Below are 12,403 nucleotides of genomic sequence, written 5' to 3'. Positions count from 1 at the left end.
GGCGGCGTAGGTGCCGGTGCGGGCGGGTTGGCCCTGGCTGGACCACTGGCCGATGGCGCCGGTGGTGCCGGTCCACGACGTGGCGCCGGACTCGAAGCCCGGGTTCGCCAGCAGCTGCGCCGACGAGCAGCCGGTCGGCGGCGGCGTCGTGGTCGGCGGCGGGGTGGTCGTGCCGGACACCGACGTCTGCCAGATCGTCGCGGCGACACCGTCCGCGGCGCGGTTGAGCACCGTCGCGCTGATGTTGCTGGTCGTGTCGCACGCCTGGTGGTAGCAGGGGTCGTACGCGCTGTTCGCGGTGCCGCCCCACTTGGCCGCCTGCGCGGAGGTCTTCCTGGCGCTGGCGCCCGCGGCGTACCCCGACGTCGGGATGCCGACCCGCTCGAAGGAGTAGTCGTCGGAGCGGCCGGCGCCCTCGGTGTTCTCCTCCGGCTGCAGGCCCAGCGAGTCCCAGTACGCCTTCATCGGCACGGCCGCGGCGGACGTGATGTGGTTGATGAAGTAGCCGCCGTTGATCGAGCCGACCATGTCGAAGTTGTAGTACGCCTTGATCTGCGACCGCTGCGTGCTGGTCAGCCCGTTGGCGTAGAACGCGGATCCCTGCAGGCCCTGCTCCTCACCGGCCCACCAGGCGAACCGGACGTGCCGGCTCATCGTCGGGTGCTGCTGCGCCAGGACCAGCGCGTTCTCCAGCAGCGTCGCCGAGCCGGAGCCGTTGTCGTTGATCCCGGGCCCGGCCGACACGCTGTCCAGGTGCGCGCCGAACATGGTGATCTGGTCCGACGGTCCGCCGGGCCAGTCGGCGATGAGGTTGTTCGCCCGGTACGTGCAACTGGTGCACGTCTGCTCGGCGACGGTGTACCCGGCGGCCTGCAGCTTGCCCTTGATGTAGGCGACCGACGCGGTGTAACCGGCGGTGCCGCTGCGGCGGGTGCCGCCGTTGCTGGACGCGATCGTGCCGAGCTGTGCCAGGTGGGCCTGCACGTTCGCCACGGCGATGTCCGGTGCCGCGGCGAGCGCCGGGTTGACGGACACCGCCGGCGCGGCGATGGCCGGGATCGCCAGGCCGGCGCCGAAGAGCAGGAGCGTGGCGGACACGGTCAGTGTCAGCGCCGCTGCGCGGGATCTCATAAACGAGCTCCTCGATCAGAGGGGTACGAAGGGTGGCGCGAGATTCGCACACTTCGATGCCGTCAACAAGTGATCGAGGGCATATCAGCTCGGACATACCGCGGGGCCCTACCGCCGCGTCCTACCTCCGCACCCGCCGGCGCACGGCGGCGGCGAGCGAGGCCAGCGCCCGCCCGGTGGCCCGGCCCGGCGCGCCGTTGCACAGGTCCACGAGCAGGTCGACGGTGCCCAGGCTCAGCCGGCCCGAGGAGAAGATGGCGGCGCCACGCAGCGGCAGCTCGTTGATCCCGTGCTCGTACATGGCCAGCGCGGCCGGGTCCGCCCTGACCGTGTCGTCGATCGGGGGCATCCGCCAGAGGATCGCCTTGAGCAGCCGGCCGGGCCGGGTCGTGGCGACCTCGTCGATGGTCGACTGGCGGGTGAAGGGGCGCACCGGCCGCGGGCGCGGGATGTCGTGCCCGAGCCGCCGCCGGAACTCCTCGTCGCCGGCCGCGACCAGCGGCGCCCCGCCGGGGTCGGTGGCGGGGGTCTTGTCGCCGATGGTGGCTACGCCGTCCTCGACCGTGACGGTGACGACGGCCGCCACGTCCTCGCTGGAGTGCGCCACCTCCAGGTCGAACTCGCCCGCCGGGATCCGCCAGCCGGCGGCGGCCACGTCCCAGTACGCGAACGCCCGGGCCGCGACGGTGACGGCGACGGTGCGCCGCTCCCCCGGCAGCAGGCGGACCTTCGCGAACCCGGCCAGCTCGCGGCGGGGCCGGGACACGACACCGGTGCGGTCGTGCCGGTACACCTGCACGACGTCGGCGCCGGGGCGCGGGCCGGTGTTGGTGACCGTCACGGTGACGGTGACGTCCTCGCCGGCCCGCACGGTGGCCCGGTCCACGCCGGCGCCGTCCCAGGCGAACGTGGTGTAGCTCAGCCCGTGCCCGAACGGGAACAGCGGCGGCCGCCCCGCGGTCGTGTGATAGCGGTAGCCGACGTACAGGCCTTCGCGGTACTCGACCTGATGCGGGTCGCCGGGAAAGTACGGGTCGGCGGCGACGTCGTCCAGCGACGCCGGGAACGACTCGGCGAGCCGGCCGGCCGGTTCGGCGTCGCCGTAGAGCACGTCGACGAGGGCCGCGCCGCCGGCCTGGCCGCCGAGATAGCACTCGAGGATCGCGGCCGGGGCGTCCTTCCACGGCATGAGGACCGGCGCGCCGTTGGACAGGGCGACGACGGTGCGCGGGTTCGCCGCGCAGACCGCCGCGACGAGGTCGTCGTGCTGGGCGGGCAGCGCCAGGTCGGTGCGGTCGAAGCCCTCGCTCTCCTTGCTCGGGGGCAGCCCGACCAGCACGACGGCGACGTCGGCGGCGCGGGCGGCGGCGACCGCCTCCGCGATCAGGGCGGGATCCGGGCGCGCGTGGGTCGCGTCGTACCCGGCCGCGTAGGTGACGGTCACGCCGCGGCCGGTCAGCGCGTCCAGGGCGGTGCTGATCCGGGTCGGGGCCACCTGGGAGCTGCCGCTGCCCTGGTACCGCGGCCGCTCGGCGAACGCACCGATGAGCGCGACGCAACGCCCGGCGGGAAGCGGCAGGACCCCGTCGTTCGTGAGCAGCACGGTGCCGTCGGCGGCGGCCCGGCGGGCCAGCGCGTCGTGCTCGTCGACCGGGATCGCCGGGCCCCGGGTACGCGCGGACCGGGCCACCAGGTCGAGGACCCGCTGCGCGCAGGCGGTGACGAGGTCGGCGGGGAGGTGCCCGGCCGCGACCGCCGCCTCGACCTCCCGGTCGAACAGGCCGTGGCTGCCGGGCATCTCCAGGTCCATGCCGGCGGCGACGGCGGCGACCCGGTCGTTGGTGGCGGCCCAGTCGCTGACCACGAGACCGTCGAAGCCCCACTCGCCGCGCAGGATGCCGGTGAGCAGCCGGTGATGCTGGGTGGCGGGGTGGCCGTTGACGGTGTTGTACGCCGCCATGACCGTCCACGGCCGGGCGGCCTTCACCGCGTGCTCGAACCCGGACAGGTACAGCTCCCGCAGCGTCCGCTCGTCGACGACGGCGTCGACCACGAACCGGTGCGACTCCTGGTTGTTGACCGCGAAGTGCTTCAGGCAGGCACCGACCCCGTGCTCCTGCAGGCCGGTGACCATCGCCGCGGCGAGCCGGCCGCCGAGCAGCGGATCCTCGGAGAAGTACTCGAAGTTGCGGCCGCACAGCGGGTGCCGCTTGATGTTCAGGCCCGGACCGAGGACCACGTCGACGCCGAGGGCGCGGGCCTCCACGGCCAGGGCGTGCCCGATGCGCCGCGCCAGCTCCTCGTCCCAGGCGCTGGCGATGGTCACCGCGGTCGGGAAGCACGTGGAGCGCTCGCTGCCGGTGACCCCGAGGTGGTCGCCGGCGTCGGCCTGGAACCGCAGGCCGTGCGGCCCGTCGCTCATGACGGCGGCGGGGACGCCGGCCTCGGGCAGCGCCTGGGTGCGCCACACGTCGCCGCCGGACAGCAGGCGGATGCGCTGCGCGAGGGTCAGCGCGGCGGCGCGGGGAAGCTCGGTCACGGATGCTCCAGCGTGGTGCGGATGTCGGAACGTCAGTCGAGGCCGGTGCGGCCCTCGGCCCAGTACGCCTTGCCCTTGACCTCCGCGGGCCGGTGCGGCCACGCCCGGCTGTCGCGCCGCACGGCGTGCACGGTCGCCGCGTCGCCGGTGACGACGAGGGTGTACCCGTCCCCGATCGCCGCGTCCCGCGCGTGGCGCAGCAGCTCGGCGCGGTCGGCGGCCTTCGCGACCACGGCGACCCGGTCGGTGATGCCCAGCCCGGTCAGGACCTCGGCCAGCCCGTCGGGGTCGCCGGCCTCGAAGACGTGCGACACGTCGCCGGTCACGGTCCGCAGCGCGACGGCCAGGGCCACGCTCGACTCGTCGCCGACGAACACCACGGCGCCGGCCGCCCCGCGCAGGTCGATCGAGCGGCGGGGCCCGAACACCTCGCACGTGTCGCCGGCCGCCACCTGCCGGAACCACCGCGCCGCCGGACCGTCACCGTGCGGGTACGCCAGCAGCCGCGTCACGCCGCGCTCGGCGTCCCAGCTGATCGGCGTGTAGGTGCGCAGGCCGAACGCGCCGCGGCGCGGGCGCAGCCGCAGCTTCGCGCCGGGCACCCAGGTCGCCTTCCGCAACGCCTCGGCCGTCAGCTCGACCTGGACGAACCCGGCGGCCAGCGGGGTGACCGCGCTGACCAGGGCGGTGTCGAACATGGCGCTGCTGGCGAGGTCGGCCAGGCGCTGGGCGAGTCCGGTCATGGCTGCCGCATCCGACGGTACATGGGGGAACTGGATCATCTGCCGCCGCCGGATGCAAGACTTGGCCCACCCCAAACCGGCCCCGCCCGCGGAGGACCTTCGGCGATGGACAACGTGACCCACACGCTGATCAGCATCTTGGTCGGCGAGGCCGTGCACCGGTCGGTGCCGCCGTCGGCGGTGCTGGGCGACCGGGCCCGCCGCGGCGCCGCGATCGCCGTCATGGCGGTCGGCGGGAACCTCCCGGACGCCGACGTCATCTACACCGGGTGGGCCGGCACCACGACCGACTACCTGCTGCACCACCGCGGCCACACGCACACCGTCGTCGGCGCGCTGGGCCTGGCGGTGCTGCTGTTCGTCGCGGTGCGGCTCTGGTGGCGGTACCGCCGCATCACGCCGCGCCGGGCGGATCTGCTGTTCCTCGCCGGGCTGGCGGTCCTGGCACCGCTGCTGCACATCGGCCTGGACTTCACCAACAGCTACGGCGTGCACCCGTTCTGGCCGCTGGACAACCGCTGGTTCTACGGCGACGCCGTCTTCATCGTCGAGCCGCTGCTGTGGGCGTGCGCGGCGGCGCTGCTGTTCGTGCTGCCCGGCCGCACGCCGCGCGTGCTGATCGGGCTGGTGCTCGCGGCCGGGCTGGGCCTGAGCTGGTTCACCGGCTTCGTGCCCGCGTCCTTCGCCGTCCTGCTGACGCTGCTCACCGCCGGCCTGGCCGCCCTCAGCCGGTTCGCCTCCGCCCGGGTCGCGCTCGCCGGCGGCGTCGCCGCGTGGCTGGTGCTCACCGCGACGTTCGCGGTCACGTCCCGCTCCGCCGAGCGCCGCGTCGAGGCGCTGCTCGCCGAGCGGTTCCCGGCGGCCCGCACGCTCGACGTGGTGCTGACCCCGATGCCGGCCGACCCCGTCTGCCGCGAGGTCATCGCGGTGCAGCGCACGGCGGACCGGTACGTGCTGCGCCGGGCGTTCGACTCGCTGGCGCCGGGCTGGATCCCGGCCGAGCGGTGCGCGCGGCTGTACCCGTCCGGCGACGAGACGACCGCCCCGCTCGCCCCGGTCGACCAGCCCTCCACCGGCGAGATCGCCTGGCGCGGCGAGCTGAGCCTGGACGCCGGCCTGTTCGCGACGCTCGCCGGCCAGTCGTGCGCGGTCGAGGCGCTGCTGCGGTTCGCCCGGGCGCCGTGGGCCGCGCCGGCGGGCGACGGCTGGATCGTCGGGGACCTGCGCTACGACCGGGAGGCGGGGGCCGGCCTCGCGGAGGTGCGCACCGGTCCCGGGGGCGACGGGTGCCCGCGCCTGCCGGCGCCGTGGACACCGCCCAGGCAGGAGCTGCTGCCCGGCGAGTGAGCGGCGCGGCCCTGGTGGCAAGATCCTGCATGCAGCAGATCCAAACGCACGGGGCCGTTTCGAAGGAGAGTCCTGTGGCGCTGACCGATGAGGCGATCGCGAGCATCCGCGGCATGATCCAGCGCGGCGAGCTGCCGCCGGGGTCGCGGCTGCCACCGGAGCACGAGCTGTCCGCCCAGCTCGGCCTGTCCCGCAGCGGGATCCGCGAGGCGGTGAAGGTCCTCGAGTCGGCCCGGGTCCTGGACGTGCGCCGCGGCGACGGCACCTACGTCACCAGCCTCGCGCCCCGGCTGCTGCTGGAGGGGCTCGGCGTCGCGGTCGAGCTGCTGCGCGACGACACGCTGCTGGAGGTCATGGAGGTCCGCCGCATGCTCGAGCCGGTCGCCACCGGCCTGGCCGCGCTGCGCATGAGCGACGACGCCCTCGACGAGCTGGGCCGGATCCTCGACGACATGCGCGCCGCCGCCGACGACGCCGAGCAGCTGATCGGGTTCGACACGGCGTTCCACCGTACCGTCGTCGCCGCGACCGGCAACGAGACGCTCACGTTGCTGCTGGACGGGCTGTCCAGCCGCACCCTGCGGGCCAGGGTGTGGCGCGGGCTCATCGAGGGCAACTCGGCGCACCAGACGATCGAGGAGCACCACGCGATCTACGTCGCGCTGCGCTCGCGCGACCAGCTGCTCGCCCAGGCCAGCGCGCTGCTGCACGTCAACACGTCGGAGGCGTGGCTGCGCACCGTGCTGAGCGCGTCGATCCCGGCGGACGGGCCGCGGCGGTAGCTGTCCGGGCGGCGCCACCCACGACCCCGCGCCGGGCAGGCGGCGCCCTTCACCCGCCGGGCGGGGCAGGCGGCGCCGCGCGAGCCGTCGCGGCGCCGCCCTTCACCCGCCGGACCGGCCGGGCCGCCGACCGCGGCCGGTCCTCCATGCACGTCCCCACCCCGGTCCACCCCGAACCGCCGCCCGGTGGGGCCGGCAGGTCTACTTGAACTTCGCCACGTTGTCCTTGGTGACCATCTCGGTGCCGGTGTCCACGGTGGACGGCACGCTCTGGCCCTTCGCCGCGTTCACCGCGGTCTCGATCCCCAGCGTCCCCATCTTCGCCGGGAACTGCGCCACCGAGGCGGCCTGGGTGCCGGCCTCGATCGCCAGGATCTCCTGCGGCGAGGCGTCGAAGCCGACCACGATCGGCTTCTTCCCGCTCGCCTTGACCGCCTGCAGCGCGCCGGTGATCGGCGGCCCGCAGGCGCCGTAGATGGCCGTCACGTCCGGGTGCGCGGTCAGGATGTCCTGGGCGGCGTTGAGCCCCTTGGTCTCGTCGCAGTCCGTCGCCGGCTCGGCGACGATCGTCGCGGCGCCGCCGAGGCCGTCCTTGAGGCCCTTGACCCGGTCGTCCAGCGAGGGGTTGCCGAGCCGGCCCTGCAGGACCGCGATGCTCGCGCCCGCCGGCAGCTGCTTGGCCAGCCACTGCCCGGCGAGCTTGCCGCCGGCGAGGTTGTCCGTGGCGACCACGGACGACTTGCCCGTCCAGCCCGGGATGTCGTTGTCGATCAGCACCACCTTGATGCCGGCCTTGACCGCCTTGTCCAGCGCGCCCTGCACGTTCGGGCTGGTCGGCGTGATCGCGATCGCCTTGACCCCCTGCGTGATCATGTTCTCGATGATGGCGATCTCGCCCTCGTCGTCGGTGCCGCTCTTGCCCTGCCCGTACACCACCTCGACGTCGGCGTGCGCGGCGTCGTACTGCTTCACCGCGTCGACCATCGTGTCGTAGAAGTCGACCGGGAACTTCGTGATCAGCCCGACCTTGACGGCGCCCGCGGCGGCACCGCCGGGTTCGGCGTCGCCGCAGCCGGTCAGCGTGGCGGCGGCGACGGCCAGGACCGTCGCCGGCACGGCGAGTCTTCGAACGCGGTTCATGGGGTTGGTCCCTTCGCTGGACACGGGATGAGGGGTGCGGGGAGGCGGCGGGGTCAGGACCCGCCGACGATCATGGAGACGATCGCCTGCTGGTTGTCCGGTGTCGGGGCGAGCTCGCCGACCTTCCGGCCGCGGCGCATGACGGCGGCCCGGTCGGCGATCTCCATGACGTGGTCCATGGCGTGGGAGACCACGACGACGGCGCGGCCCTCGTCGCGCAGGCGCAGGATGAGGTCGAGCACGCGCCGCGACTCGCGCAGGCCGAGCGCCGCCGTCGGCTCGTCGAGGATGACGATGCCGGTGGCGAACGCGGCGGCCCGGGCGACCGCGATGGCCTGCCGCTGGCCGCCGGAGAGCAGCCCCACACCGGCGCGCTGGTCGGGCAGCCCGACCTGGAGCCGGGCGAGCACCTCGGTGGTCGCGCCGGCCATCGCGCGGCGGCGCAGCAGGCGCATGCCACGCGGCAGCCACGATGGTCCGGCGTCCTCCCGGCCGGCGTAGAAGTTCGCCGCCGGGTCGAGGTTGTCGAACAGCGCCAGATCCTGGTACACGGTCTCGATGCCCGCGGCGCGGGTCGCCGCCGGCGAGCCGAGGCCGACGACCGCGCCGTCGACCTCGACGGTGCCGGCGTCGAGCCGGTGCACCCCGCTGACGCACTTGATCAACGTCGACTTGCCGGCGCCGTTGTCGCCGAGCAGCGCGAGCACCTCACCGTGGGCGACGCTCAGGTCGACGTCGTCGAGCGCGACGACCGCGCCGAACCGTTTGGTGGCGCCGGTGATCCGCAGCGCCGGTACCGCCGCCGCGCCCCGCGCGCTCACGCCGCCACCGCCTGCATCACCTGGAAGCGCCGCTCCAGCGCGCCACGGATGACGTCCAGCTCGACGGCGATCAGGATCACCACGCCGATCACGATCGGCTGGATGAAGGCGTCGACGTTCAGCAGGTTCATCGCGTTGCGGATCACCCCGATCATCAGGGCTCCGACCAGCGCGTTGGTCACGGTGCCCCGGCCGCCGAGGAAGCTCGCGCCGCCGATGACGACGGCGGCGATCGCGTCGAGCTCGGCGAGCTCGCCGAACGTCGGGGAGCCCGCGTTGAGCCGGCCGGCGGTGATGCACGCGGCGATGCCGGCGGCCAGGCCGCTCATGACGTACACGGAGACGAGCACGGCGTTGACGGGGATCGCGGCGCGGCGGGCGGCGTCGGGGTTGCCGCCCACGGCGTAGATCCAGCGCCCCCACACCAGACGGGTGGTCAGCAGCAGCACGAGCAGGGCCAGCGCCGCGACCAGCAGCGTCGAGTACGGCAGCCAGCCGATCGACTCGCCACCGAGCACCTGGATGATGCCGGGCATCCCCCGGTGCGGCTGCCCGCCGGCGAGCCACAGCGCCAGGCCGTGCGCGACGCTCAGCGTCGCGAGGGTGACGATGAACGGGTGCGGCAGCCGCCCCCAGACGAGGGCGACCCCGTTGACGGCGCCGACCGCGAGGCCGGTGCCGAGCATGGTGAGCACGACGACGGTCGCCGACGGCACCGCCTCGAACACCAGCGCGCCGGCGACCGCCGCGAGAGCGACGGTGGAGCCGACCGACAGGTCGATGCCGCGGGTGACGATGACGAGCAGCTGCGCGACCGCCAGGACCGCGATGACCGCGGTCTGGGCGAGCACGTTGCCCAGGTTCCGGGTGGTGAGGAAGACCGGGGACAGCACGCTGGCCGCGGCGACGATCACCAGCAGCATGAACACCGGTCCGGTGCGGATGAGCCGCAACGCGAGCCGCGGCCCGCCGGGGCGCCGTCGGGGTGGCGGCGCCCCGACGACGGCGGCGTCCGGTGGTCTGGTGCCGAGCGTCATCGGCCTCTCCTTCGTCGTGATGGATGCCGCTGACTGAAGTTGAACGGAAGTGATGAGATGTCTTGATACTCGCGCTCGGCGTTTCCGTCAAGAACCATCCGACGGCCTGTCGTCTATGGGCGAATTTATAGGGATAATTTGCCCACAGGATCGCCACCGGACCACACAGACATCAGATCAATGCACCCGGACTTGGCACGAGCCGCCGATTTCGCAGTGGCAGTTGACCGCAACTGACGGGATGTGCGACAACTTGACGCGGTGATCGGGAAAGCAGCGGTGCACGGCGTCGTCGCGGAGGACCGCCGGGGCACACCGGCGCACCACGATGGCCCGGCCGTCCGAAGTGGACGGCCGGGCCGTTGTCGTGCGGTGCCTAGCGGTAGGTCAGCCCCGGATCCAGGTCTGGTTGCTGCCGCCGTTGCAGGTCCACAACTGCACCGCGGTGCCGTTGGCGGTGCCGGCGCCGTTGACGTCCAGGCACAGCCCGGACCCGACGGCGACGATCGAACCGTCGGCGTTGACCCGCCACTGCTGGCCGCTGCCGCCGTTGCAGGTCCAGATCCGCGCCCGCGTGCCCTGCGTGGTGCCGGGCACGTCGAGGCACTTGGAGCCGTACACGCTCAGCTGGCCGCCCGAGGTGAGCGTCCACTGCTGGTTCGCCCCGCCGTTGCAGTCCCAGATCTGCACGACCGCGCCGTCGGCCTGGCTGGCGCCGTTGACGTCCAGGCACCGGTTGGAGCCGGCGCCGCGCACCTCACCCGTCGACCCGCCGGACGTGCCGACCGGGGTCACCGACAGGTTGTCGAACTGCGCCGTCACGCCTTGAGCCGTGGCGTACCCGATCTGGCCGGCGACCCACGTCGTGTCCGACACGGTGCCGACGGTGGCGCCGTCGATCGCCGCGGTCAGGGTGCTGCCGTTGAGCGTCAGCGCCAGCGTGTGCCAGCGCCCGACACCCAGCGCCGCCGTGGTGCCGCTGGCCAGGGTGCGCCAGTTGCCGCTGGTGTTGTTGCTGCGGATGGACCAGGCGCCGGTGTCGCTGACCCGGAAGTAGTACCCGTTGAGGTTCTGCGGGCCCTGGTGGTTGTACGTGTTACCGCGCCCGATGAGCTGCGCGTAGCCGGACTTCTCCAGCATGACGTCGGAGGAGACGGTGTAGTTGCGCCAGGTCAGGTCGCCCAGCAACGTGAACGGCTCGGCGTGCCCGGACGTCCAGTAGATCGGCGCCTGCTCCGACATCTGCCGCACGCACCGCCCGCTGTGGCCGCCCCCGCAGGTGGCGACCTCGAACGAGCCCTGCTGGTCCATCAGGTACGTCGCCTCACGACCGACGGCGTAGCTGTCGAACGTGTCGCTGTACGGCAGCTTCAGGTTGCCCTGCGCCGGGCTGACCGCCGTGCCCTTGCCCTGCCCGGTGGTCGTGGTGATGCTGTACACGTAGCCGGGCTGGACGGTCAGGGAGAACGCCCCGCCGGACGGCGTGATGTCGGCGCCGCGCACGAAGTAGTCCGTCGTGTTGTTCGACCGGACGTTGGTCGACCACACGTGCACCGTGCCGGTGGACAGGCCGCCGGTGACGTTGAAGTTGAGCGTCTGCGCCGCGGTCGCGTCCATCGTCTCGATGACCGTGCTGTAGTCGCCGGAGCCGGGCGCGCGCAGCGACACGTAGCTGCCGTTGTTGCGGTTGCCGCCGATGTAGCCGCTGGAGCTGTCCAGGTACCGCCAGCCCGGCGCGGTGAACTGGGTCGTCTGCGCCATCACCCACGCGTTCTTGCCGATCGAGTAGGCACCCGACCACGGCTGCGACGCCACCGCCACGCCCGTGGTCGCCCACGGGATGTTCGGCGTGATCGCGGCGATCACCGGCCAGTTGATGTACCCGGTCATCTTCCCGTCGATGTAACCCCGGTTGATGCCCCGCGCGAGCGCCTGCGCGCCGGCGTTGTAGTCGTCCGAACCGTTCTCGCTGGCCCACAGCGCCTTGCCGGTGGCCACCGCGTTGCTGGAGCTCGGGCAGCTGCTCTGCGCGCTGCGGTACCCGCAGACGTAGTGGCTGCCGAACGTGGACACCGCGGCGGCGAACGTGCTGTCCCGCAACGCGTCATCCGCGGCGGACCAGCCGAAGTCGTCCGACGCCACGATCTTCACGCTGCCGTACCCGTGCGAGTTCAGGGCCGAACGCAGGTTCTTGTACCAGGCGACGTTGTACCCCTTCTCGTTCCAGCCGCCCAGGTAGTTGATCGTCAGACCGTGCGTACCGGCGCAGTCCAGCCACGCCACCAGGTAGTCGATCGAGTCGGTGGACCAGAAGTTGCCGTTGCCGACCCAGCCCGGCGCGCCCCACGCCAGCCCGACCAGGGTGATGTTGGGGTTGCGGGCCTTGGCCTGCTCCATCAGCCACCACTCGTAGCCCCGGTTGCAGTTCACCGCGCCCCGGGTGTGCTCGTGGCTGGGCTCCGCACCCGAGGTCGAGTTGGTGTCGCCCCCGATCTCCACCTTCAGGATCTGCATCGCCGCGCCGTAGCCCGGCTTGAACAGGTAGTTCAGGATGTCGCTGCGCTGCGGCTCCGGGTAGTCGATGAGCAGCCGGCTGTTGCCGCCGCCGCCGCTGACCGCGCCGACGCCGTCCAGCGCCCGGCCACCCGAGCTGCCGTTGATCGTGACCGCGGTCGCCGCCTGTGCCGGGGTGGTGAGCCCCACCAGGACCGCCGCCGCGGCGGCGGCTACCGCCGCGACCGCCGCCGCGCCGCGCCCGGGGCGCCACCATGCCGTCCGGCCGTTCCTTGTTGCCATGCAAGTCTTCCCATCATCTGTGGCGGTGGTGGCGCCGGCGCGATGTGTGCCGGCGCCACCGGTGAAC

General features: G+C 73.2%; 9 protein-coding genes. 2 read left to right on the top strand and 7 right to left on the bottom strand.

Annotated features, from left to right (window positions below):
- The 3 genes from OP18_RS47880 to OP18_RS47870 all read right to left on the bottom strand — a co-directional run.
- The coding region (locus tag OP18_RS47880; protein WP_033367035.1) for a M28 family metallopeptidase at nt 1-1,131 on the bottom strand (1,131 nt) is incomplete at its 3' end.
- A 121-nt stretch (nt 1,132-1,252) separates the two neighbouring features.
- A complete protein-coding gene (locus tag OP18_RS47875) occupies nt 1,253-3,670 on the bottom strand; it encodes a glycoside hydrolase family 3 C-terminal domain-containing protein (RefSeq protein WP_211273904.1) in 2,418 nt (805 codons plus the stop codon).
- Nucleotides 3,671-3,702: 32 nt separating this feature from the next.
- Nucleotides 3,703-4,413: a siderophore-interacting protein gene (locus tag OP18_RS47870; protein ID WP_033367028.1), complete on the bottom strand. Its 711-nt coding sequence runs from the start codon at nt 4,411-4,413 to the stop codon at nt 3,703-3,705.
- Nucleotides 4,414-4,518: 105 nt separating this feature from the next.
- Here OP18_RS47870 and OP18_RS47865 point away from each other — a divergent pair, with 105 nt between their 5' ends.
- Both OP18_RS47865 and OP18_RS47860 read left to right on the top strand, forming a co-directional pair.
- A complete protein-coding gene (locus OP18_RS47865; protein ID WP_033367027.1) occupies nt 4,519-5,760 on the top strand; it encodes a metal-dependent hydrolase in 1,242 nt (413 codons plus the stop codon).
- Nucleotides 5,761-5,834: 74 nt separating this feature from the next.
- Nucleotides 5,835-6,542: a FadR/GntR family transcriptional regulator gene (locus tag OP18_RS47860; RefSeq protein WP_033367026.1), complete on the top strand. Its 708-nt coding sequence runs from the start codon at nt 5,835-5,837 to the stop codon at nt 6,540-6,542.
- 201 nt (nt 6,543-6,743) lie between these two features.
- Here the strand turns inward: OP18_RS47860 and OP18_RS47855 are convergent, their stop codons facing one another.
- From OP18_RS47855 to OP18_RS47840, 4 genes are all read right to left on the bottom strand, one after another.
- Nucleotides 6,744-7,682: a sugar ABC transporter substrate-binding protein gene (locus tag OP18_RS47855; protein WP_081971768.1), complete on the bottom strand. Its 939-nt coding sequence runs from the start codon at nt 7,680-7,682 to the stop codon at nt 6,744-6,746.
- Between the two features lie 53 nt (nt 7,683-7,735).
- Nucleotides 7,736-8,503: an ATP-binding cassette domain-containing protein gene (locus tag OP18_RS47850; protein WP_033367025.1), complete on the bottom strand. Its 768-nt coding sequence runs from the start codon at nt 8,501-8,503 to the stop codon at nt 7,736-7,738.
- Nucleotides 8,500-9,540, bottom strand: coding sequence for an ABC transporter permease (locus tag OP18_RS47845; protein ID WP_211273903.1), 1,041 nt, complete (start codon nt 9,538-9,540; stop codon nt 8,500-8,502). Before OP18_RS47845 ends, OP18_RS47850 begins: the two co-directional genes overlap by 4 nt.
- Nucleotides 9,541-9,927: 387 nt before the next feature.
- The gene (locus tag OP18_RS47840; protein ID WP_052388455.1) at nt 9,928-12,336 is read right to left on the bottom strand and encodes a ricin-type beta-trefoil lectin domain protein; all 2,409 of its coding nucleotides are present in this window, start codon (nt 12,334-12,336) and stop codon (nt 9,928-9,930) included.
- Nucleotides 12,337-12,403: the final 67 nt, after the last annotated feature.

Origin of the sequence: Dactylosporangium aurantiacum (assembly GCF_000716715.1) — a bacterium.
Lineage (GTDB): Bacteria > Actinomycetota > Actinomycetes > Mycobacteriales > Micromonosporaceae > Dactylosporangium > Dactylosporangium aurantiacum.
Note: the sequence above shows the minus strand (reverse complement) of the source record. Positions and strands in the feature narration are given on the sequence as shown.

Coding starts and splice junctions, on each gene's coding strand:
- OP18_RS47870 (WP_033367028.1), bottom strand. CDS start 4,413: ATGACCGGACTCGCCCAGCGCCTGGCCGACCTCGCCAGCAGCGCCATG.
- OP18_RS47865 (WP_033367027.1), top strand. CDS start 4,519: ATGGACAACGTGACCCACACGCTGATCAGCATCTTGGTCGGCGAGGCC.
- OP18_RS47855 (WP_081971768.1), bottom strand. CDS start 7,682: ATGAACCGCGTTCGAAGACTCGCCGTGCCGGCGACGGTCCTGGCCGTC.
- OP18_RS47845 (WP_211273903.1), bottom strand. CDS start 9,540: ATGACGCTCGGCACCAGACCACCGGACGCCGCCGTCGTCGGGGCGCCG.
- OP18_RS47840 (WP_052388455.1), bottom strand. CDS start 12,336: ATGGCAACAAGGAACGGCCGGACGGCATGGTGGCGCCCCGGGCGCGGC.